The 23,230-nt window shown below is 68.9% G+C and carries 11 protein-coding genes; 10 read left to right on the forward strand and 1 reads right to left on the reverse strand.

Annotation, left to right across the window (positions count from 1 at the left end):
• The first annotated feature begins 83 nt into the window (after positions 1 to 83).
• The 9 genes from pglW to ACH9D2_RS16255 all read left to right on the forward strand — a co-directional run bounded on the left by pglW (position 84) and on the right by ACH9D2_RS16255 (position 21,606).
• A complete protein-coding gene (pglW, locus tag ACH9D2_RS16215) occupies positions 84 to 4,319 on the forward strand; it encodes a BREX system serine/threonine kinase PglW (RefSeq protein WP_396363852.1) in 4,236 nt (1,411 codons plus the stop codon).
• Positions 4,316 to 7,870: a BREX-2 system adenine-specific DNA-methyltransferase PglX gene (pglX, locus tag ACH9D2_RS16220; RefSeq protein ID WP_396363853.1), complete on the forward strand. Its 3,555-nt coding sequence runs from the start codon at positions 4,316 to 4,318 to the stop codon at positions 7,868 to 7,870. The genes pglW and pglX overlap by 4 nt, the downstream gene beginning before the upstream one ends.
• A 52-nt stretch (positions 7,871 to 7,922) precedes the next feature.
• Complete coding sequence (locus tag ACH9D2_RS16225) at positions 7,923 to 11,642, forward strand: DUF6079 family protein (RefSeq protein WP_396363854.1); 3,720 nt, start codon at positions 7,923 to 7,925, stop codon at positions 11,640 to 11,642.
• Positions 11,632 to 14,361 (forward strand): BREX-2 system phosphatase PglZ, encoded by a 2,730-nt coding sequence (gene pglZ / locus ACH9D2_RS16230; RefSeq protein ID WP_396363855.1) that lies wholly within the window; start codon positions 11,632 to 11,634, stop codon positions 14,359 to 14,361. The genes ACH9D2_RS16225 and pglZ overlap by 11 nt, the downstream gene beginning before the upstream one ends.
• A complete protein-coding gene (gene brxD / locus ACH9D2_RS16235) occupies positions 14,358 to 15,680 on the forward strand; it encodes a BREX system ATP-binding protein BrxD (RefSeq protein ID WP_396363856.1) in 1,323 nt (440 codons plus the stop codon). The genes pglZ and brxD overlap by 4 nt, the downstream gene beginning before the upstream one ends.
• Positions 15,680 to 17,806, forward strand: a complete 2,127-nt coding sequence (locus ACH9D2_RS16240) for a DEAD/DEAH box helicase (protein WP_396363857.1) — start codon at positions 15,680 to 15,682, stop codon at positions 17,804 to 17,806. The genes brxD and ACH9D2_RS16240 overlap by 1 nt, the downstream gene beginning before the upstream one ends.
• Positions 17,807 to 18,086: 280 nt before the next feature.
• Positions 18,087 to 19,358 carry a hypothetical protein gene (locus tag ACH9D2_RS16245; RefSeq protein WP_396363858.1) on the forward strand — a complete coding sequence of 424 codons (1,272 nt, stop codon included), beginning with the start codon at positions 18,087 to 18,089 and terminating at the stop codon, positions 19,356 to 19,358.
• Between the two features lie 764 nt (positions 19,359 to 20,122).
• Positions 20,123 to 20,827: a hypothetical protein gene (locus ACH9D2_RS16250; RefSeq protein ID WP_396363859.1), complete on the forward strand. Its 705-nt coding sequence runs from the start codon at positions 20,123 to 20,125 to the stop codon at positions 20,825 to 20,827.
• An 86-nt stretch (positions 20,828 to 20,913) separates the two neighbouring features.
• Positions 20,914 to 21,606, forward strand: a complete 693-nt coding sequence (locus ACH9D2_RS16255) for a class F sortase (protein WP_396363860.1) — start codon at positions 20,914 to 20,916, stop codon at positions 21,604 to 21,606.
• 17 nt (positions 21,607 to 21,623) lie between these two features.
• Here the strand turns inward: ACH9D2_RS16255 and ACH9D2_RS16260 are convergent, their stop codons facing one another.
• Positions 21,624 to 22,661: an LLM class flavin-dependent oxidoreductase gene (locus ACH9D2_RS16260; RefSeq protein WP_396363861.1), complete on the reverse strand. Its 1,038-nt coding sequence runs from the start codon at positions 22,659 to 22,661 to the stop codon at positions 21,624 to 21,626.
• Positions 22,662 to 22,817: 156 nt separating this feature from the next.
• Here ACH9D2_RS16260 and ACH9D2_RS16265 point away from each other — a divergent pair, with 156 nt between their 5' ends.
• Positions 22,818 to 23,195: a thioredoxin family protein gene (locus tag ACH9D2_RS16265; RefSeq protein WP_396363862.1), complete on the forward strand. Its 378-nt coding sequence runs from the start codon at positions 22,818 to 22,820 to the stop codon at positions 23,193 to 23,195.
• The last annotated feature ends 35 nt before the right edge of the window (positions 23,196 to 23,230 follow it).

Consider the following 23,230-nt stretch of genomic DNA (forward strand, 5'->3'; position numbering starts at 1 on the left):
TGGCGTGTCGCCGTCACGGCGCTCGCGTTTTCATCGGACCATGGGCATAACTGCACCGGGGCAACACCAGAGGACTTGGAGAGATGACGTTGGCTGACGAGAGGTGGATCGAAGTCAGCCCATCGGAGTTCGAGCACGAAGCCCGAGGCTTGACCTACCTCCGTGGCCTGCTCCCGGACGAGTCCCCGTACCGAGCCTGGACCAACTTCGAGTTCCGCGACTCCCAGGGCCGGTGGCACGAGGTCGATGCCATGATCCTTACCCGCAATACCCTGCACATCGTCGAGCTGAAGTACTACAGCGGGACCATCTCCGGCACCGACACCCGGTGGCGTCGTGACAACGGCGGCGGCAGTCGCTCCGAGGATTCCCCGCTCATGCTGGCGCAGAAGAAGGCCCGCGTCTTCGCGTCCCGGCTGAAGGACGAGTTCACCGAGTGGGCGGCCCAGAAGGGCATCGACTCCCGAGCACACATGCGCCAGGTGGTGCCCTTCGTCAAAGCCGCGGTCTTGCTGCACCACCCGCACGTCCGTGTCGACCTCAGCGACGCCTCGAAGCAGGATCTGTGGGGACTCGACGAGACCGAGAGCGTCTCCGGGCTTCCCGGCATCTCCGGCCTCATCCACGAGGACCCGCACAACGGCACGCCGATCGGTAGCAATCAGGAGCAGATCCTCGCCCAGCTGATCCAACGCGTCGGCGTGGAACGCCGCGAACGGCAGGTCGGTTCGTGGATCCTGCACACCAGTGAGGTCCTCGGCGAAGGCCCGGGCTGGCTGGACCTCGCCACGAGCCACTCCGCGCTGCTCGACCGCCAGGGCCGGATCCGCATCCACCTCACGCCCGCGGGTGCCTCCAAGGAGGAAGTCCGTCACCGACGCCAGGTCGCAGAGCACGAGTTCCGCCTCATGAGCCGGCTCTCCCACGACGGTCTGATGCGTCCCGTCGATCTGCTCGAGACCGACATGGGCGTGGGCTTGGTCTACGACTACGACCCTGCCTACCAGCGCTTGGACCTCTGGATGGCGGACCAGATCAATGGCGTGGCCCTCGAGGACCAGCTGGAGATCGTCCGGCACATCGCCGAGACCATCGACTACGCCCACCGCAACGCCGTGGTCCACCGGGGCCTCTCGCCGAAGACCGTGTGGGTCAAACGCGAGCAGAACCGCCTCTCGGTCAAGCTCAGCGACTGGCAGACCGCCGGTTCGGCGTCGGCCGATGCCGCGGAGGCGGGCGTCACGAGCCTCGTGCGCACGGAGGCCACCGAGCTCGGAGGAACGGACGACGACGGCGCGCGGTCCGCGGCGTACCGGGCTCCTGAAGGCCGCTGGATCAGCCCGTCCACGGACCGCATGGGTCTCGACGTGTTCGCCCTCGGCGCGCTGACGTTCTACGTCCTGACGGGCCGGCACCCGGCCGAGAGTGCCCTCGACCTGGCGGAGAAGCTCCGCGAGCAGGGCGGTCTCGACGCTGCCGCATTCGTGCCGCAACTGGGCTCCAATGTCCGTGATGCCGTGCTGGGCGCGACGCGGTCGCGGCCGAGCGAGCGCACGTCGACCGTCCGGGACTTCCTGGACCGGCTCGAGCGGCCGGACGTCGCCGAGATCGTCGTGGACGACCCGCTGGAAGCCACGGCCGGAACCGCCCTGGCCGGCGGGCGGTTCGTCGTGCAACGACGACTGGGCAAGGGCTCCACTGCGGTCGGCATGCAAGTCGAGGACCGCACCGGCGACGAGCCCGTGGTCCGGGTCCTCAAGCTGGCGCTCGACGACAAGGCCGCCGCGCGCCTGCAGGTCGAGGCCGAGGTCATGGCCGACCTGCCGCGCTCGCCGCGCCTCGTGGCACGGGTCGAGGGCCCGATCGACGTCGACGGCCGCCAGGCCCTCCTTTTGGAGTCTGCCGGATCGCAGACCCTCACCGAGCTGCTGCGCGAGCGCCGCGGCCGCCTGTCCCTCGACCTGACCGAGCGCTTCGGCAACGACCTCCTCCAGGCGGTTGAGCTCCTCGACAAGGCCGGCATCGTCCACCGTGACATTAAGCCCTCGAACCTCGGCGTGCGTCCGGACAGCAACAAGTCCAAGCACCTGGTGCTCTTCGACTTCTCCGCGTCCCGCGCCGACCCGGACAACCTCGAGATCGGCACCGCGCCCTACCTCGACCCCTTCCTGGGCCTCGACCGTCCCCAGTATGATTCCGCGGCGGAGCGCTACGCCGTGGCCGTGGTGCTTTTCGAGATGGCAACCGGAAGGACGCCGTACTACGGCGACGACCCCTACGCGGCACCCACCGTGGTCGACGACGATGTCACGGTCCTCCCCGGCGACCTGGACCCCTCGCTGGAGCAGCCCCTCGGGGCTTTTTTCTGTCGCGCACTGGCCCGCGACACCGCGGAGCGCTTCGACACGGTCCAGGAAATGCGCGCAGCGTGGCAAAGGGCATTCGCCGGCCAGCGAACCACGGCTCCCGAGGACGCCGACGATTTCGCCGACCGCGCCGAGATCGGCACTCTGCTGACGGAGGCAGGTCTGTCCGCCAGAGGGTTGTCGGCCCTCGAGCCGTTCCGGGTAAAGACGGTCGGTGATCTGCTGGCGGTCGACGCCGTCCGGCTCAACCGCCTCTCCGGGGTGGCCGAGGCAACCCGTCGGGAGGTCAAAAAGCGTGCCAACGCCTGGCGGCGCCGCCTCGGCGAGCAGGTGGTGCCCGGCGCCCCCGAGGCAGACCTGCCGACCCTGACCCGCTCAACCGACCTGCTCCGCGAAGCGCTTGACGGTGGGCGCACCTCGAGCGGTGTCGAGGCCGTCGACCTAATCCTCGGCCGCACCGGATCCCTCGAGGCCTTCGCCACGCAGGCGGAGCTCGGCGCGTCTGTGAGCAAGGCCGTCACACCGGGGCGCGTGAGCCAGCTCCTCGAGGAGGTGCACAGCTCATGGGCAGAACACGATGACCCTCTTCGTCTCCTGCGCACTCTTGAGCATGTAGTTGACGCCCGGCTCGATGAGCTGGGACAGGTGGCGACGCCCGACGAGCTCACCGAGGCCATTCGCACGGCCTCCACGGCCGGAACCGAGAGGCCCGCTGAGGCCCGCAGACTCGCCCACGGGCTCCTGCGCATAGTCGTCGACCGGCGCAGGGCGCTGCTTCGCGGTGAGCAGGACGCCGAGCTCCTCGAGGTCCGGCGTCGGGACAAGCGCGTTTTCGCCATCGCCCGGGACACCCGGCTGCTCGACCTCGCGGACACTCTCGGCTCGGAGGCCGACGCCCTGGTCCGTCGCGGGGCCGCTGGCGACGATCTCGTGTCGGCCGATCGTGTCCTGGCCCAGTTCCGCGAGCACCAGCAGGACGACGATCCCCAGCCGCTGTGGGACGGCCTCCGTCCGGTGCGACTCGCCGCGCAGATGTCCTCCACCGCGGCGGCCACGAGCATCGGCGAGCTCTACGTCCGGGACCTCGCCCCGCACCGCGCTGTCGCCCTGGTACTCGGGGGCATCGGGGTGCGTGAGCAGCTCACCCCGAAGGAGATCCACGACCGCGTGCGCTCGCGCTTCCCGTCCTTCGGCTCGTTGCCGAACCGGCCGGGTCTGGACACCGTGCTGCGGGAGGCTGGCGTGGAGCTGGTCTACGACGAGACGCGCAAGGTATACCAGAGCCCCACCGTCCGGGGCGACACCACGGGGCTGTACACTCAGGTCCCGACCTACATCGCCGACGACGCCGAGGACCTCAGCGCCGGGGCCCTGACCCAGCGGCTCAAGGACAGCATCGACCGCCGCTCCTACCTCGTGCTCGGCACCCGCCCGGACCGCATGGCCAAGCTGGAGCAGATCCTGGAGCAGCAGTTCGCCGGACAGATCCTGGACGTCACCGGCCTGCTCCTCGACGAACTGCACCGGATGGCCGACGAGGGCAAGGCGCCCGCGTGGCCCACCCTCGCTGCCGCCGATGCCCAGCCGGAGACGGCCCGTCCGCGCAAGGGCCTGCAGATCGTCGTGGATCGCGCGATCCCCCGCATCCGTGAGCGGTTGCAGGAGGTCCTGAACGACGCCGAACGCCCCGGGCCGGTCGTCCTCACCGAGACCGCTCCGCTGGTCCGTTACGGGCACGGTGCCGTCCTGCGCCAACTGAGCGACCTCACCGAGCGCCGGGAGCGCGCCGTGTGGGTGCTCGTGCCGCAGTTCGCCTCCCACGTCGGGGCCATGGTCGACGGCGAGTCCGTGCAGACCTCCCCCCAGCAGTTCATCCCTGTCGATTCGGTGTGGATCGACCCCCGGGCGGCCCAGCTGCTCGAGCCTGTTGATCCACGAGGAGCCCACGCATGACAGCCACCCCCCAGCTGACCACTGATCTGCAGAAGCTGGTCCTGGAGGTCGAGGACGACCTCCGCGCCCGATTGGACGCCGACTCCGAGTGCAACCGGGACTGGCACGAGGAGCATGAACAGGCCTTGCAGGCGCGCCGCACTGCCATGGCCTGGACCACTTGGCGGGACGACCGCATCGTGCAGGCTGCCGTCTCCTGGGTGTTGACCACCGTTTTCGTCAGGTTCGCCGAGGACAACGAACTGATTGCACCCTCCTGGTTCACAGGGCCGGGGGAGCGGCGTCACCACGCGGTCGAGGCGCAGCAGGCCTTCTTCCGTGAGCACCCCGAGCTCACCGACCGTGAGTGGATTGAGCAGTCCTTCGGGCACCTGCGCAGCATTCCGGCCACGGCAGGGTTGGTCGATGAGCACGCCGGGCTGCGGCTGATCAGCCCCTCCGGACAGATGGCGACCCGCATCCTGGAGTTCTGGCGGCGGATCGGCGACGATGGCTCCCTCGTTCACGACCTGGCCGATCCGGAGCTGTCCACCCGATTCCTGGGCGACCTGTACCAGGATCTTTCCGAGCACGCACGGGAGAGTTTTGCTCTGCTCCAGACGCCAGAGTTCGTCGAGGAGTTCATCCTCGACCAGACGCTGACACCGGCGCTCGACGAACGACCTCTGGAGGATTTTAAGCTCATCGACCCCACGTGTGGCTCGGGGCACTTCCTGCTGGGTGCGTTCGCCCGGTTCAACGACCTGTGGGCGCAGAAGGCTTCAAGCATGGAGGCGCGGGAGCGTGTCCAGAAAGCCTTGGCGTCGGTCTATGGAGTGGACATCAACGCGTTCGCGGTAGCCGTGGCGCGGTTCCGCCTGACGATCGCCGCACTCCAGGCATCTGGCGAGCGGTCCCTGGACACCGCGGATTCCTTCGATATCCACGTGGAGACCGGAGACTCCCTCATTCATGGCAAGGCTCCGGACATGTTTGAAGGCTTCTCAGATGGCACCGGTGCGGACCTCTTCGCATACGCGACCGAGGACCAGCAGGCCCTCAAGAAGATCTTGGCAACGGACCAGTACGACGTGGTGGTCGGCAATCCGCCGTACATCACGGTCAAGGACAGGACTCTGAACGAGCGGTATCGAGAGCTGTACGAGACGTGCGCGGGCAAGTACGCCATGACTGTGCCCTTCATGGAGCGATTCTTCGAGCTCGCGAAGCGCGGGAGTTCAGACCAGCCTGCAGGGTGGACGGGCCAGATTACCTCGAACTCCTTCATGAAACGGGAGTTCGGTTCGAAAATCATCGAGGATTTTCTCGCTCAGCTCGACCTCCGGTCGGTGATCGACACTTCTGGCGCCTACATTCCGGGGCACGGAACCCCGACCGTCATTTTGGTGGGCCGAAACGGCAGGCCAGAATCTGGAACCGTCCGTGCGGTGCTCGGTATTCGAGGGGAGCCCGGGCGTCCGGCCGATGCCTCCCAAGGGCTGGTGTGGTCATCCATCTCAACTCATGTCAGCGAGCCAAACTACGAAGACGAATGGATTTCTGTCGTCGATCTTGAGCGCGGTGCGCTCGGCAATCACCCCTGGAATTTGCAGGGCGGTGCGGCGCCTCGTGTTGTGCAGAGAATTCAAGAGGTAGCCACGGATCGGTTGGTTTCTAAACTTGAAGGGAAGATCGGTTTTGCGAGCTTCACTGGCGAGGACGATGCCTTCTTTGGGGCAGGAAAGCATTTTATACGATTCGCGGACGCCTTCAATTTCATTCGGCCGGTAGTTACTGGAGAAATAGTTCGGGATTGGGCTGAACGAGAAGGCCTTTGGGCATTCGTTCCATACGATCAAGAACATAGATTGGTTAATCTGGCACATGGTTCCATTTGGTATCAGCGGCAATGGCCTCTACGAACCAGTTTAGGAAATGTTACCGGTTTTGGAGGAGAAACCCAGGCTGAGGCCGGGGTGCCTTGGTGGGGTTGGTATAGATGGGTCAAGAAGCGATATCAGACGCCACTCTCGATCACTTTTGCCTTTGTCGCGACACACAACCACTTCGTGCTCGATCGAGGCGGGAAGGTATTCAACCGTTCCGCGCCAGTGATTAAATTGCGTGAGGGGGCAACGGAGGAAGATCACCTGAAGTTGCTTGGTGTCCTCAACTCTTCGGTGGCCTGCTTCTGGCTCAAGCAAAACAGTCACAACAAAGGCAATGGCGGTATCGGGGGTGGGATCGGCGATGAAGCTTGGGAGCCCCGATATGAGTTCACGGGGACGACGCTTCAAAGCTTCCCTCTTCCTCGCCAGCTGGATGCAAAACTGGGCGCTGCGCTCGATTCTTTGGCTCAACAGCGCAAAAACATCACCACTCACCTGCACGATGGAGCGACTGCGCCGACCGCTTTCAGGACTGCTGACTGCGAGGCGCGGGATGCCAGTCTGCGTTGCCGCATGGTCGCTCTGCAGGAGGAGCTTGACTGGGAGAACTACGCTGCATACGGCCTGCAGGACCAGGCGCTGACGTTCGACACCGGCCGGTTGCCCGAGATCGTCCCGGGACAACGGGCCTTTGAGATCGTCATGGCCCGGAAGGTCGCGGCCGGTGAGCTGGACAGCGCGTGGTTCACCCGCCACGGCAGCACGCCGATCACCGAGATCCCGCAGGACTGGCCGCAGGACTATCGAGAGCTCGTGCAGCGGCGGATTGACGTCATTGAGTCCGACCGCAAGATCAATCTCCTGGAGCGTCCGGAGTACAAACGGCGCTGGGCCGAGGAGCCCTGGGCGAAGCGGCAGGAACGTGCACTGCGAGGCTGGCTCCTCGACCGAATCGAGACGCGGGACCACTGGTTCGACCGGAAGGGGCGTCCGGCAGTGCGCAGCATCGGTCAGCTCGCTGATGCGCTGGGCCGCGACGAGGACTTCGTGTCTGTCCTCGAACTCTGGGCAGGTCAGCGCGATGTCGACCTCGTGGCCTCACTGAGCAAGCTGCTCGCCGATGAGGCCGTCCCGTACCTCGCGGCATGGCGGCTCAAGGAGCCGGCCCTGCGCAAGTGGGAGGCGTGGAAGACCACGTGGGATCTCCAGCGGCGCGAGGACGAGGGCGAGGACATCGGTCCGATCCCGGTGCCGCCGAAGTACACGACCGCGGACTTCCGCAAGCAGTCCTACTGGTCCCACCGAGGGAAGCTGGACGTGCCCAAGGAGCGTTTCATCGTGTACTCCGAGGCGGAGCTGTCGACCGACCGGTCGATGCTGCTGGGCTGGGCCGGCTGGAACCACGCCGAGCAGTTCCTGGCCCTGGCCTCGCACATGGACCGGATGACTGCTGACGGCGCCGGGGATGACCGGCTCGTCCCGGTGCTCGCCGGTCTGCACGAACTCATGCCGTGGGTGCAGCAGTGGCACGCGGACCTCGACCCCGCCTACGGGGTGAGTCTCGGCAACTTCGCGGCCCAGGAGGTCGAGCAGCGGCGAGCGCGGCTCGGTGTCTCGTTCGACGACCTCGTCGCGTGGCGACCGCCGAAGGCGACCCGCGGCCGGCGGAAGAAGGCTTCGTGATCTTCGCTCCGCACTCACTGCTCTCGACGGACCCGGACGGAAGGACGACCGCGTGACCTCCCCCCTCCTCAAGGACGTCTTCGACATCCCCCGCCGCGCAGGCGCCGAGGACTACGTCCTGCGGCTGACCAGCACGGTCGACGACGACGGTGCTGTGCGGGCCATTCAGGACTATGTCGTGACCCCGGCGCTGGCCGATGCCTTCGACCAGGCCCTGGACTTGGTCTCCAGCGCGATCCGGGAGCGGAAGAACCGCGGCGCGTTCCTGGCCGGTTCCTTCGGGTCCGGCAAGTCGCACTTCATGGCCGTGCTCCACGCCCTGTTGCGGCACCGTCCGGAGGCGCGGGCCATCGAGGAGCTGCAGGACGTTGTCGTCCGCCACGACGATGCGCTGCGCGAGCGGAAAATCCTGCCGCTGGCCTTCCATTTCCTCAACGCCAATTCCATGGAGGCGGCATTGTTCGGCGGGTACGTCGAGCAGATCCGCGCCCTGCACCCCGAGGCGTCACTGCCGGCGTTCTACCGAGCCGACGACCTACTCCGTGACGCCGAGAGCATGCGGCAGCGCATGAATGAGGCCGAGTTCTTCGCTGGTCTGGGCGGGGAAGAACCGGCCGATGACGAGTGGGGAATGGTGTTCGACGGTGACGCGTGGAATCGCGCACGGTACGACGCTGCTCGAGCCGCCGGCCCGAGCAGCGCCGAGCGTCAGCAGCTGGTGAGTGCACTGTCCGAGACCTACTTCCGGTCTTATGCGCGCCAGGGCACCTATGTGGACCTGGACGAGGGACTCCGGGCGATGTCCGAGCACGCCCAGGATCTCGGCTACGACGCCGTGGTGCTGTTTCTTGACGAGCTCGTGCTGTGGCTGGCCTTCGCCATGCACACACCGGACTTCTTCCGGCGGGAGTCGCAGAAAATCACCAAGCTCGTCGAAGGTGCCTACGGTCAGCTGCCGGTGCCGCTGGTTTCCTTCATCGCCCGGCAGATGGACCTCAGCCAGTGGTTCGCCGACTCCGGGGCCAGCGGCAGCCAGCAGGCCGCGCTGGACCAGGCTTTCCGCCACCAGGAGGGGCGCTTCGCGACCATCACCCTGGGCGATGACAACCTGCCCTTCGTCGCCAGCAAGCGACTCCTCCAGCCCAAGGACGAGTCCGCCCGCACGGCGGTCGAGACGGCTTTCGAGCACCTCGACCGGGCCCCCGACGTCTGGACCGTACTGCTCGACGGGGTGAACACCGACGAGCAGCACCGCGGGGCTGATGAGAAGTCCTTCCGGATGACCTACCCGTTCTCCCCGGCGCTGGTCTCGACGCTGCGGTCCCTGTCCGGGGTGATGCAGCGCGACCGCACAGCGTTGAAGGTCATGCAGCAGATGCTCGTGGAGCGCCAGGACACCATGACCATCGACGAGGTGATCCCCGTCGGGGACGCCTTCGACCACATCGTCACCGGCAAGAGCAGTGCCGTGCTCGATCCCCAGGCCGCGGCCCTCTTCCGCTCGGCGAGCCAGCTCTACGAGGAGAAGCTGCGCCCCGTCCTGCTCGAGGCCAACAACCTCTCCCCGCAGGACCTGGAGAACCCCGAAACCCTGCCCGCGGCCTACCGGGCGGACGAGCGGCTCGCCAAGACGCTGCTGCTGTCCGCGGTCGCCACGAAGGTGCCCGCGCTCAGCCGGCTCACGACGACTCGCCTGGCCTCGCTCAACCACGGCTCGATCGTCTCGCCGCTTCCCGGCGGCGAGGCCCGTGTGGTGGGCGCCAAGGTGCGCACCTGGGCCAGCGGCGTGCCCGAGATCCACGTGGACGACGACCCCCAGGACCCGGTGGTGCGGGTCCAGCTCTCCGACGTCGACTACGAGTCGATCGTCGAGAAGGCCCGGGTCGAGGACAACGCTGGCCGGCAGCGCAACATGCTGCGGCGGCTCGTGCTCGAGAACCTCGAGCTGAACCTCGGCGGGGACACCGACATGACCGGCGCTCACCGGCACACGATCGTGTGGCGGGGCTCGCGCCGGGAGATCGAGATCGTCTTCGGCAACGTGCGCGACGCCGGGGACCTGCCAGAGGACCGTCTGCGCGCCTCCGCCGGGGCGTGGCGGTTCGTCATCGACCATCCCTTCGACGAGGAGGGCCACTCCTTCCGCGAGGACGTCGAACGCATTGACAGCCTCCTGGCCCGCAATGTCGCCAGCCAGTCCGTGCTGTGGCTGCCCCGCTTCCTCTCCGCGGAGAAGATGAAGGAACTGCGCCGCCTCGTCGTCCTGGACTGGCTGCTCACCGGCAGTGGGGACCGCTGGAACCAGTACTCCCAACACCTGAGTGAGACCGACCGCAGCGTGGCCAAGGAGATCCTCAACGGCCAGCACCGGACCCTGCTCGACACCCTCCGCAAGGCGGTCGCCCAGGCCTACGGCGTGGCTACCGCGCAGACCGGGACGCTGCAGGAGGGCTCGGCGAGCCAGGTGCTGTGGTCCCTCGACCGGGGCTTCACCCCGGAGCTGGCCACGAACCGGCCGATGAAGGATGCCTTCGCACGGCTCGTGTCCGAGGCCTTCGATGCGAGCTACCCGGGGCACCCGGAGTTCGAGCCGGCGGACCAGGAAGTGCGGGTCCCGCAGCTCCAGCAGGTCCTCCGCCACGTCGAGCGGGCGGTGGCCCACCCCGAGCACCGCGTGCCGCTCGAAGGAGACATCGCCGCGGTGCGCCGCGTCGCCAACGCCCTCAAGGTCGGCCAAGCTACGGAGACCCACTTCCTCTTCGGCGAGGACCGTTTCGGTGACTGGCCCCGCCTCATCGTCCGCGGCATGGTGGAACAGGGTCTTCAAGAGGACGACCCCGTGACCGTGCAGCAGCTGCGCGGCATCCTCGACGCAATTGAACCGGCCCGCGGACTGCGCGACGAGGTCGCGGACACGGTCGTCATCGCCTGGGCCGCTCTGCGCCAGCGGGCCTGGTACGCCTACAACGTGGCCATGAAGGAACAGGCAAGCCCTGGGAAGATCCAGGGCACCTGGGAGCTGCGCCCGCAGGAGATGCCGGAGGCGGGGGAGTGGGACCTCGCCCGGAAGCGGGCCGCGCGGTTGTTCGGTACCGGCGACCAGCCGTACCTCACCGCCTCGGCGGTCAACCGGTTCGGTCAGCAGGTCACGGAGAAGGCCGCCGCGTTCGCCGCACCGGCCCAGGACCTCGTGGGGGCCCTAGAGAGCGCCTACGACAGGCTCGACCGGCGCCAGAGCGCCCGGCTGGAGATGGCCCGAGCGACCGCCACGCTGACCCGGACCCTCCGGGACCTGTCCGGAGTTCCGCTGGTCCGCCACCTCGCGACCGCGGACCTGCCCGGCAGCGACGCCATGGCGTCGGTGTCCCTCGACAAGGCCGGCGCGGTGGTCCAGGCGCTGCGGGCGGTCGAGTGGGAGCCGCTCGAGGCGCTGCTCCGAGCCCGCGGGGAGACCACCGACCGCGGCCGGGCCGCGGCGCGGATTCTTGACACGCTGGGCACGGCCCTGACCGCGCACGAGTACGAGCGGTCCTTGATCGGGGCGCTCACCGCGGCGAAGAAAGCGGCCTGGGACTGGGCCATGCAGCCATGGGGTCCTGTCCTCGCTGATCCGCCCGAACCGCCGACGGGCCCCCTTCCGGACGTCTCCTGGCACACGCGGACCATCACGTGGGGCAACGGCTCGCTGCAGCAGCTGCAGGACGAGCTCGAGGAACGCAACGCCGAGGGCCGCCGGATTGAGCTGCGCTGGAGGTTCGTCGATGGCAGCTGACCTGCTGACGGCGCCGCGAGTGACCGGAGCGGCGGTGGCCGCCGTCGTCGCCAAGGTGGAGGCCACCGGACGCCACCGCAACGGCGGAGTTCTCGGGATCCGGGCGGATCCCACGTCGAACGTGACGGTGGCCCGCTCCTCCCCGGCCGGTCATCGGATTACGGTTGAGGCGTGCTACTCCACCTTGGCGGTGTGGGACGCCCTGCACCGCTGGGACGGGACCGGCTGGCTCGTCGTCCTCACCGACCGGCCCGAGGACGACCTCGGCTCCGGAACGCTCGCCCGCCTGGTCGACCACCGTCTCCTGACCCCGGACCCCTGGGAGGCGGCGATGCAGGTCTTCGGCGCCCGTACCCTCCAGCGGGCGCTGCTGGCTGAGGGACGCCAGGCTGAGCTGCCCACCCAGCTGGTCGCCTTGACCCCCGAGGACGGCTGGCCGACGGCCCCCGGCGGGGTCCTCACCCGGGAGCATGCCTACGCCTCGGTCGCCGTGAAGTACCTCGGCCTGCCCCTGGGCGCCGACGCCCCCGGCATCCTGGAGTGGACTGCCCGCCCCGAGGCAGTCGCCGCAGTCTCCACCCTGCGAGCACAGGCCCAGGACGCGCTGACGGATGCGGTCCTCGGCTGGCTTGCGGACCAGGCGGGGCCCGCCCGCCGCCCAATCCTGCACCTGCTCGGGCGCGGACGGCTCCCGGAGATCCTCCCGGCCGGCCTGGCGCTGCACCAGCTCCGCCGCGCCGCGCGAGAGCTGCGCGAGGAAGCCAAGGTCGCCGAGGTCCGGCTCACCGAACGGGTCTGGAGCGGACTGGGTCTGCGCCCCGAGGAGGCCGAAGCGCTCGGCACGCTGTGCGAGATAACCGTCCAGGAGCTCCTCGCCCGGACGGCCACGCAGGAAACCTGCGAACGCCTTCTCGACCGCACCGATCGTGTGCTCACGGAGGTCTCCGCTCCCACCGTGGCCCGTCGGTCCGGTCTGCTCCCCTCGGGCCTGGACGCGGCCTACGACCGCCTCGGCCGCGCGCTCGCCGGTGGGGCCGAGGACGTGGAGAACGTCTGGTCCGAGGTGCAGAAGCACCCCCTGGCCCAGGGCATTGGCGAGCACGCCGACCCGCGCAGGGCACCGGCCCAGGCGGGCGTCCGGATCACCCGGTGGCTGGCCCACCTCGCAGAGTCCGAGGCGCCAGGCACGCTGGTCTCCCTCACACGGCGGCAGACCGCCGACGACGCCTGGGTGGACGCCGCCGTCAACATCGCCGCCCGCGGCGTGGAGTCGACCGAACTCGCTTCCGGCCTCGAAGCGATGGTCCGGCGGGCCCTCGAGCAGCGCCGGCTCCACGACCGTGACTTCGCCTGCGCCGTGGCCGATGAAGGAACCGATGTCGGTCGGTCCTTGTGCGGGTCGGACCAGGGCGACGGCGCGGTGTGGCGCATCGAGGAGCTCGCCCGCGAGGTGGTCGTCCCGATTGCCCGCGAGCGGCCCACCCTGGTTCTCCTGCTCGACGGCATGAGCACGGGGGCTGCCACCCAGGTGCTCAGCAGCGTCACCCAGCGCGGCGCGCAGTGGACCGAGCTCGTCCCCGCCGGCAGCACGCGCCGGGCCTCTGCGCTCGCGGTCCTGCCCAGCCTCACCGAGCACAGTCGCACCTCCTTCTTCTGTGGGCGCCTGGCGACCGGCGGACAATCGGACGAGCGCGTCGGGTTCACGGAGATCGCTCGGGCCGCCGGTCGCGGGAACGGGACGCTCTTCCATAAGGCCGGGTTGGACACCCGGCGGGCGGGTTTCGAGCTCTCGCAGGACGTCGCGGACGCCATCGCCGATGTGCAGCGGCATCCGCTCGTGGGGTGCGTGCTCAACACCATCGACGACGCCCTCGACCGCAGCGACCCCGGGGGCACGGTCTGGAACGAGGAGCTCGTCAAGCATCTCCGACCCGTCCTGGCCGCGGCTCAGGCGGCCGGGCGCGCCGTGATCATCACGGCCGACCACGGGCACGTCGTCGAACGACGGACCGGAGAAAAGCAGGCGGCGACGGACGTCTCCAGCGCTCGCTCCCGCGCGGCGGAGAACCCGGCGGGGGAGGGCGAGGTGCTCGTGAGCGGTCCCCGGGTGCTGTCCCACGGCGGGTCGGCGGTGCTGGCCGTCGACGAGGGCCTGCGGTACTCGACCCTCAAGGCTGGCTACCACGGCGGCGGCTCCCCGGCCGAGGTGGTCGTGCCCGTGGTCGTGCTCATCCCGACGGCCACGGTGACCGGTGATGAGGTCCGCCTCGCCGGGTGGAAGCCGGCCCCGACCCAGGTGCCGGTCTGGTGGGATCTCGCCCGGGCCGGTGCCCCCTCGGTCGTTCCCGAACCGGCGGTGGACGCTCCGGGACAGGGCGCCTTCGAGCTGTTCGAGACGCCGCCGGCAGCCCAAGCCGTGGGCCCCACCGTCGTGGCGACCGAGCGCTACGCCGCACAACGGCAGATCGCCGGACGGGTGACCCTCGCCGACGACGCCGTGGCCGGCCTCATCGACGCGCTGCTCGGTGCAGGCGGGCAGCGGGTCCCGGCCTCGGCCGTGGCCTCCCTTCTGCGCATCCCCGAGCAGCGGGTGCAGTTCGCCGTGGGGCAGCTCCAGAAGCTGCTCAACGTCGAGGGCTACTCGGTGGTGCGCATGGACGGTGGCATGCTCGTGCTGGACGCCCCGCTTCTCGCCCAGCAGTTTGGAATTCCCGCATGAGCACTGTGTCTCCCCGTCGTCGCCAGGAGGTCGTCGACGCCCTGCGCCGGGGAACGGTCCCGGCCAACGGGCTCGACCAGCTTGCGGTGGGCCTGGACCGGTTCCGCGGTGCGCTCGATGAGGAGCTCGACACCGTGGCGGGCGGTGGCTCGGTGGTGAAGGCCGTGCGTGGTGAGTACGGGACGGGCAAGACCTTTTTCGCCCGTCATCTCTCCGAGGCGGCCTTGCGCCGCGGGTTCGCGGCCGCCGAGGTGCAGATCTCCGAGACCGAGACGCCACTGCACAAGCTGGAGACCGTCTACCGCCGCATCACCGAGTCGCTGCGCACCGCCTCCGTTCCGCCGTCCGCCTTCCGCGCCGTGCTGGACTCATGGCTGTTCACTCTCGAGGACGACGCGCTCTCCGCGGATCCATCCTTGGACCCGTCCAATGTCGAAGCGTTGGATGGGGCCGTCACGAAGCTGCTCGACGAGCGGCTGGCCGCCGTCAGTGCCAAGACCCCCGCCTTTGCCCAGGCGCTCCGTGGCTACCGGGCCGCCACGGCCTCCGGGGACGCCGCCATCGCGGACGGGCTGGCCGCTTGGCTCGGGGGACAACCGCACGTGGCGGCCGCGGCGAAGCGAGCCGCCGGGATCAAAGGCGACCTCGACCACTTCGGGGCCATGGCCTTCCTCCAGGGGTTGCTCCTGGTCCTGCGGGATGCGGGGCATCCGGGTCTGCTCGTGGTGCTCGACGAGGTCGAGACCCTACAGCGCATGCGCGCTGACGTCCGGGACAAGGCCCTCAACGCGCTGCGCCAGCTCATGGACGAGATCGACGCCGGTCGCTTCCCGGGTCTGTACCTCGTGCTCACCGGCACACCGGCGTTCTTCGAGGGACCCTCGGGCGTGCCCCGCCTGCCTCCGCTGGCGCAGCGGCTGGCCACGGACTTCACCACCGACGCGCGCTTCGACAATCCCCGGGCCGTTCAAATCCGGCTGCCCGGCTTCACCCAGGGCTCGCTGGTCGAGGTCGGTGGGCGGGTGCGGGACCTCTACGCTTCAGGTTCGTCTGACGTCGACCGCCTCCACGCAATCGTTGACGACGCCTATCTCGCGGATCTTGCCGCCGCCGTCGCGGGCGGGCTCGGGGGACGGGTCGGCATCGCTCCGCGCCTGTTCCTCAAGAAGCTCGTGGGGGACGTGCTGGACCGGGTCGACCAGTTCGAGGACTTCGACCCCCGGAAGCACTACTCCCTGACGCTGTCCCGCGACGACATGACGGACGTCGAGCGCAACGCCGGCGCGCGGACGGCCGACGACATCAGCCTCGACCTCTGATGGCCGGCGGCGGATTCGACCTGCTCAGCCCGGCGGTCCAGCACCACATCGTCAACAGCCTGGGCTGGCCGGCGCTGCGGCCGCTGCAGTCGGAGGCGGTCGCACCGTTGATGCGCGGCGACGACGCCCTGCTGCTCGCGCCAACGGCCGGCGGCAAGACCGAGGCCGCCGTCTTCCCGCTGTTGTCCCGGATGTCCGAGGAGCAGTGGCAGGGGACCTCGGTGCTTTACGTCTGCCCGTTGCGCGCGCTGCTCAACAACCTGGAGCCGCGGATCGCCGGCTACACCGCCTGGCTGGGTCGCACCGCCGCCGTGCGGCACGGCGACGTCGGTGCCTCGGCCCGGCGCCGCCAGATGCTGCACCGTCCCGACGTCCTGCTGACCACGCCGGAATCGCTGGAGTCCATGCTGGTGTCCGCGAGCAGCGACCCGCGACGGCTGTTCGCCGACGTGCGCGCCGTCGTCGTCGACGAGGTCCACGCCTTCGCCGGAGACGACCGCGGCTGGCACCTGCTGGGCGTGCTGGAACGCATCAGCCACCTGGCGGGGCATCCGCTGCAGCGCATTGGGCTCTCCGCGACCGTGGGCAACGCCCCGGACCTGCTCCACTGGCTCCAAGGCGGGGCCGCCGATCGACCGGCCACGGTCGTGGCCCCGGAGGCCGCTTCCACCGTGGTGCCGGACATGGAGCTCGACTTCGTCGGGAGCGCCGACAACGCCGCGACGGTCATCTCACTCCTGCACCGCGGGGAGAAGCGGCTCGTGTTCGCAGACTCCCGGCGGGTCGTGGAGGACCTGGCGCTGGGCCTGCACCACCGAGAGGTCGAGACCCATGTCTCCCACTCGTCGCTGTCGGCCGACGCCCGCCTCTGGGCCGAGGGAGCCTTCGCCGAGGGGCGGGACTGCGTCATCGTCGCCACCTCGACGCTGGAACTGGGCATCGATGTGGGCGACCTCGACCGGGTCATCCAGGTCGGGGCCCCGGGCACGGTGGCCTCGCTGCTGCAGCGGCTCGGCCGCACGGGTCGGCGCGCCGGGACGTCACGGAACATGCTCTTCCTGGGCACCAACGACGCCGAGTTTCTGCGCGCCTGCGGGCTGCTGCTGCTCTGGTCCGAGGGCTACGTCGAACCGGTCCTGCCTCCGCCTTCGCCCCGCCATGTCGCGGCCCAGCAACTCCTCGGGCTCGTCCTGCAGGAGCGCCACGTCGGACGCAACGTCTGGCCCGAGTGGTTCGGTGCTCTCGATCTGGCCTCGCCCGAGGAGTGGAACGAGATCCAGGACTGGCTCCTGCAGCAAGGACACCTCGACGAGGACGGCGGCATGCTCTTCGTCGGCCCCGAGGCCGAACGCCGCTACGGGAAAATCCACTACCGCGACCTCATGGCGGTGTTCACCGCTGATCCGCAGATCATCGTCCTGCACGGGCGGCAAGAGGTCGGTGCCGTCGATCCGATGCTGCTGCAGCGCAAGGTCGCAGGGCCCAGGCTGATCACCCTGGGCGGTCGGCCCTGGCGGGTGACGTACATCGACTGGAAGCGGCGCAAGGCCTTCGTCGAGCCCTCTGAGAGCGGTGGCGCCGTCCGCTGGATGAGCATGCCCCAGCCCATCTCCTACGCCCTCTCGGACGCCGTGCGGCGGGTCCTGCTGGGTGCCGAGCCAACCGGAGTCCGGCTGACCCGACGTGCCCGAGACAGGGTTACTGACCTCCGGGAGGAGTACGCCCACCGGGTGGACGGTTCCGGGTCCGTGGTCACCGGTCAGGACGACAGCCGCGTGCGTTGGTGGACCTGGGCAGGGGCGAGGGCGAACGCCGTGCTGGCCGCGGCGCTCTCCGACGTGGCCCCCGACCTGTTCGAGACCAACACCGCCTTCGACAACTTCCAGATCGCCCTGCGCAACGATGCGACCGGTGGCTCGGTGTTCTCGGCGCTACGACTGGCTCAGGAGAAGTTCGGCACGGAGCTCGCCGAAGCTGTTCCCGAGACTGACGAAAAGGCGGTCCGGCAACTGAAGTTTTTCGAGATGCTGCCGCCGGAACTTTCCCTGCGGACGGTCGCCGAGCGGATAAACGATCGAATAGGCGTGATCCACGTGCTGGAGCGCGGCCACGTAACGGCGTCCTGAGACGACGGCATTTTGTCCCTAACTATGCGGGCATAGTGCTGGCCATGGACGATTTCCACGTGCGAAGTACCTGCTGGGAGTCGGTGCGTTACTTCAGTCCCGCGTTATGCGGATCGGTGAAGTTTCCTGCTGGAAGCCGAAGGGCTGCAATCCGCATGGTGCGGCTGACGATGACGCCCAAGGGTGCCTTGCGTACATGTGAGGTCATCGTTCTCATTTACACTTGTAATTCCCCCTCTTTCGGCGGATCGCTCCGCCCCGCGCCCCCAGGTAGACGCCCATGAAACCTTTAGCCTTGCCCGTCGTTGCTCTCGTGGCTCTGCTCGCCACAGGCTGTGGACCCACCGCAGCCGACTTTGAAGGCCGTGATGAGAGTTCCGATATTGAGGCGAGTGGGTCGGTCTCGACCGAAGAGACCTGCCAGCAGCTCCTGGACAATGGCAATGGAGAGGGTGCTGGTCTGGTGGAGGACGTGGCCGACTACGCCCATGACATTGTCAATACCGCGGTGTTCGACCAAGAAATGCTCGACCAGGGGCGGCAGTTGGAATCGGACCTGGAGCCTATTGTCGCTGCGGCGAGTCCGGAGCTGCGCGGCCATCTTGAGGATGTCATTGCTGCGCCCCGCGAGGTGGTCGACCAGGCCGAGAGCGGCGCCGACCGGCTGGACGTGGATTTCAGTGACTTCTCCCAGAGCGGTACAGAAGTCATTGACATCTGCTTCTCCGATGAGGCGGCTTCCACTCCCGCTGAGCCCACGGCAGAACCGTCGCCCACGGTGAAGGCCACTCCCGAGAAGGACCCCAACGCACCATTGATCGGAGCCGATACTGCGGTTGTCAACAACTGCGCCCCGTTCGATGGAGACCCCATGCTCTTCAACGCCAACTACGCCGAATCTCACCCGGAGACCTTTGGTGAGTCGTGGAAGAAGGTGTCCGCCGGAGAGCTGTGCATCACCGACTGGGAATGGGAGCCGGAATTCCTTTGGAGCGATTCGGACGCGACTGACGCAGAGGACCTCACCGCAGAAGCCCGAGCCGCCTTCGAGCCAATCATTTCCGGAGAGAACGAGGACTCCATCGGCCCTAGCCGAGTGGCCGATGTGGCCAGTCTCTGCGCAGAGAACGACCACCAGCTCGCCGACGCGCCGGCTCAGAAGCACATGATTTATGACCGGCTCACCGCCGCCAATCTGTGCCCGTCCCATCCGCAGGTTGGGCAGTGGAAGCAACTGTCGCAGAAACTGCCGGCCGCGGAGGCGAAGGCAGACGCCCAGCGCCAGCAGGCGGATCGGGACATGGAGAATAGGGAGAACGGCGGTTACGCCTCCGACGGGCAGAAATACCTGGTGGGCAAGGACCTGCAGCCGGGGCTCTACCAGACGGTGGGACCGCAGGTGGAGAACTGTTACTGGGAGATGACCGACGCCACCGGGGAGACCATCGACAACAACTTCATCAGCGTCGCTCCGCAGTTCGAGCTATACATCCCGGCTACCGCGGCCGGGTTCACCATCGATGGGTGCAACATGACCCGAATCGGCGACTGAGCGTCGACGCCACGGAACACGATAGGCCTCCGGGTATGTCGGAGGCGGTCACCATCACAGTGGCCCGCCTCTATTGGGGGAGACGTCGCTAGAGGTCGAGGTGGCCAGTGTTAGAGAACTGTTAGGGGACCTGCCAGCATGGGCCATCACCAGCTAACAGGTGACAACCCCCAATCCTGCTCTGGCTAGGCGAAACATCATAAAATTGCATTTGCGAACAGAGCCTGACATGGGCGTTAACGAACTGTAAATCAGCTGGCACAGCCTACGGGGGTTCGAATCCCTCATCTGCCACGAGCGACACCACGAAGGCCCCGGTCCCAGGACCGGGGCCTTCGCCGTTGCCGGCCACGACCGACGGGGCGGTCCCTCGCCCCGGGGACGCACGCGGCCGCCCCGGCAGCCGGGAGCGCCCCGGAGCCGGTGCTCCACTCCTGCCGGGAGGCTCCCGCGCCGGCGCCGAATCCTGCGCCGGATCCCCCGATCCGGGGACGCGCCGAGGAGTGCGCCGCGCCGTTCCGGCCTTAACAATTGCTAAGAACATGAATACCCTTGTAGCTTGAGGCGACAGCATCATCCGGCCACGTGCCACCACACCCCGAGCCGGCACGTCGGGACCCCCACACCGGATGACCAGCAGCACGACCGACCCTGCAGCGCTCCCGCCGGTGTCCGGCGCCGAGGAGGCCGGGAAGGACTGTGCCGCGCGCTGGTACCCCAGGGGCAGGCCCGGGGTTCTGAATGATTTGAGGAGACAGACCGATATGACTGCTGTGAAGAAGTGGGTGGCCGCGGGTTCGTCGGCTGCCGTCCTGGCCGGAGGCCTGTTCCTGGGCGCCCCCGCGGCCCACGCCGACACCTGTGTGGCCCCCGCCGCCAGCACCACGGTGAGCAACCTGGTCACCGCCGCCGACCACCTCTACGACACGGGAGCGCACTTCAACTCGCTCGTCACGGACCAGGCGGTCCTGAGCCAGCTGCAGACCCAGCAGGCCGTGCTCGAGGACGCCATCGTGAACGACGACACCATGGACCGCGCCCGTGGCGCCTGGACCGAGATCCTGCGCCTGCAGGAGTCCTACGCCGCGTCGACCGATGATCCCGCCGTGGACGAGGCCTACGTGGCCGCCCGGGCCGCAGCCGCCAACTTCCAGGCCGCCGCCACGGAGGCCCGCGCGGAGGGCGAGGTCTTCATGGAGGACGGTGCCGATCTCGTGGCACTGTTCCAGAACAACTGCGAGGTCCTGGGCACCGGGACCGGCACGGACGGGACCGGCTCCGGCGACTGGACCGACTCGGACGACTGGGCCGGTACGGGCACCGACTCCGGTGCCGGCGTGAACCAGGGCATCAACATGCAGACCGCCGAGGAGGGCGGGCTCAGCATGGGTGTGCTGGCCGGCCTGCTGGCCGCCGGTGCGGCCGTGTCCGGGGCCGTGGCCTTCCGGATGCGCCGCGCGCGCGCCTGATCCACCACCGCTGACCGCCCTGGTGCCGTGCTCGCGCGGCACCAGGGCGCAGCCATTTCCCGACCCGACCCCGTGAGGACCGCAGCATGGACGCACCCGAGCAGAAGACCGCGCCGCGCCGCGGTGCGGGTACGCGCTGGGCCGCCCTCGGCGGTCTCGGCGCCGTGGCGGTCCTGTCCACGGTGCTGCTGACGGACCCGTGGGGCGCCGTGGGCTCCGACGCCGGCGCCCCGGCCGCGACGTCGACCGCTCCGGTGGAGGCGACCTCGGCGGCACCCACCACCGCGGCGCCCGAGGCCGCGCCGTCGGCCGCCGCGGCCTCCTCCGACCGGCCGGCTGCGGCGGCGCCCGTGCGGCTGGCCGTCGAGGACGCCCAGTTCGACGTGACCGTCCTGCCGCTGACGCCCAGCGAGCAGGAGCTGGCCACGGAGCTGCTGGTCCCGCCGGACACCCTGGACGGCTACTGGCTCACCCCGTACGGCGTGCCGGGTGAGGGGTCGGAGAACACCACCTACATCACCGGTCACAGCTGGGAGGACCGGGACGCCCCGTTCAACCGGCTCAGCGACCCCGGACTGGTGGGCAGCGAGATCGAGGTGGAGACCGCCACGGGGACGCTGGAGTACGTGGTGGATTCCGTGGTCACCCACGACAAGAACACCCTGAAGGACAGCGACATCTGGCAGATCGTGCCGGACCGGCTGGTCGTCGTCAGCTGCTACACCGAGGACCTGTGGGGCAAGAACGTCGTGCTCACGGCGTCCCCCGCGCAGGACTGAGGTCCGCCCCCGGGGGCTCAGCCCAGGACCGCGCGCACCCGGGGCACCACCTCGGTGCCGAGCAGCGTGATCGACTCCAGTGCCCGGTGGTGCGGGAGGCCGCCCGCGTCCATCCGCACCAGGAGTCGCTCGTGGCCGATCGCGCGCTGCTGCGCCACGATCTTGGCGACGACCTCCTCCACGTCCCCGACCACGAGGGTTCCGCCCGGGGCGCACTCCCGGTCGTACTCCTTCCGCGACCAGCGGGGATCCTCCGGGTGGACCGGCCCGTGGCTGCGCGCCCCCGCGGCGAAGCAGGGGCGGCTGAGCTCCCGCGCCTGTGCCGGGGTGCGCGCCACGAAGCCCGGCACGTTGAGGCTCACCGGCGTCCCGGCGTCCCGGCCGGACGCCTCGAGGGCCCGCCGGTAGGCCGCGACGAGGGGCACGACCGCGGTGAACGGACCGTGCGTGCGCAGCAGGGCGAGGGGCAGCCCGAGGGCCCCGGCGCGGGCCACGGAGGCCGGCGTGCCGGAGCTGCCCAGCCAGATCGGCAGGCACGGCTGCAGGGGACGGGGCTCGAGGTCGATGTCCATGCCGTGCTGCGGGAGCGGGCCGGTCAGGGTCACGGGGTTCGTCTCGCGCACCCGGAGCAGCTGGAGCAGCTTCTCCTCGAACAGGGCGTCCTGGTCGTCCTGCGCCAGGTCCAGGGCGCGCAGCACGCCCTGGGAGGAACCGCGGCCCACGATCATCTCCGCGCGGCCGCCGGAGATGTTGTCCAGCATGGCGATCTGCTCGTAGAGCCGCACGGGGTCCCCGGCCGTGAGCACGGAGACGGCCGTGGTGAGCCGCAGGAGGTGGGTGCGGCCGGCGATCGCGGACAGCAGCACCACGGGGGAGGCCGCCACCACGTCCGTGCCGTGGTTCTCCCCGACGCCCATCACGGTGAGCCCGGCGCGCTCCGCGGCCTCGGCCAGCTCGATGATGTCCCGCAGCCGCTGACGGCTGTCGGGCCGGGTGCCCGTGACCGGGTCCGGGACCACCTCGCCCAGGGAGAAGATGCCGATCTCGAAGTTCATGGCGCACCTCGGCGTGCACGGGGGCTGCCTCCGGGGACGGAAGCCCGGGCCGGAGGGCCGGCCCGGACGCCCAGTCTAGTTCGGGCGCACCGCTCGGTCTTGAGCCAGCAGTGAAATCCTGTGCCCTCGGGCGGCCCGGCCTCTACGCTGGAGGGCATGGCTACTGTTGACATCACCCAGGACACCCTGGGCACGACCATCGCCGAGAACGACATCGTCCTGCTCGACTGGTGGGCCGAGTGGTGCGGACCCTGCAAGCAGTTCGCACCGACCTACGAGGCCGCCTCGGAGAAGCACGAGGACATCGTCTTCGGGAAGGTCGACACGGAGGAGCAGCAGATGCTCGCCGCATCGGCCCAGATCTCGTCGATCCCCACGCTCATGGCGTTCCGTGAGGGCATCCTCGTGTTCTCGCAGCCGGGCGCCCTGCCCGCCTCCGCCCTCGACCAGGTCATCGACGCCGTCAAGGGCCTCGACATGGAAGAGGTCCGCGCCGAGGTCGCGAAGCAGTCCCAGGACGCGCCCAACGCCTGACCGCGGAACCGCTCCCGCACGACCCGCACCGGGCC

Source organism: Kocuria rhizosphaericola, from assembly GCF_044462205.1.
GTDB lineage: Bacteria > Actinomycetota > Actinomycetes > Actinomycetales > Micrococcaceae > Kocuria > Kocuria rhizosphaericola.

Coding starts and splice junctions, on each gene's coding strand:
- ACH9D2_RS16245 (WP_396363858.1), top strand. CDS start 18,087: ATGAAACCTTTAGCCTTGCCCGTCGTTGCTCTCGTGGCTCTGCTCGCC.
- pglX (WP_396363853.1), top strand. CDS start 4,316: ATGACAGCCACCCCCCAGCTGACCACTGATCTGCAGAAGCTGGTCCTG.
- ACH9D2_RS16260 (WP_396363861.1), bottom strand. CDS start 22,661: ATGAACTTCGAGATCGGCATCTTCTCCCTGGGCGAGGTGGTCCCGGAC.
- ACH9D2_RS16250 (WP_396363859.1), top strand. CDS start 20,123: ATGACTGCTGTGAAGAAGTGGGTGGCCGCGGGTTCGTCGGCTGCCGTC.
- brxD (WP_396363856.1), top strand. CDS start 14,358: ATGAGCACTGTGTCTCCCCGTCGTCGCCAGGAGGTCGTCGACGCCCTG.
- pglW (WP_396363852.1), top strand. CDS start 84: ATGACGTTGGCTGACGAGAGGTGGATCGAAGTCAGCCCATCGGAGTTC.
- ACH9D2_RS16240 (WP_396363857.1), top strand. CDS start 15,680: ATGGCCGGCGGCGGATTCGACCTGCTCAGCCCGGCGGTCCAGCACCAC.
- ACH9D2_RS16265 (WP_396363862.1), top strand. CDS start 22,818: ATGGCTACTGTTGACATCACCCAGGACACCCTGGGCACGACCATCGCC.
- ACH9D2_RS16255 (WP_396363860.1), top strand. CDS start 20,914: ATGGACGCACCCGAGCAGAAGACCGCGCCGCGCCGCGGTGCGGGTACG.
- pglZ (WP_396363855.1), top strand. CDS start 11,632: ATGGCAGCTGACCTGCTGACGGCGCCGCGAGTGACCGGAGCGGCGGTG.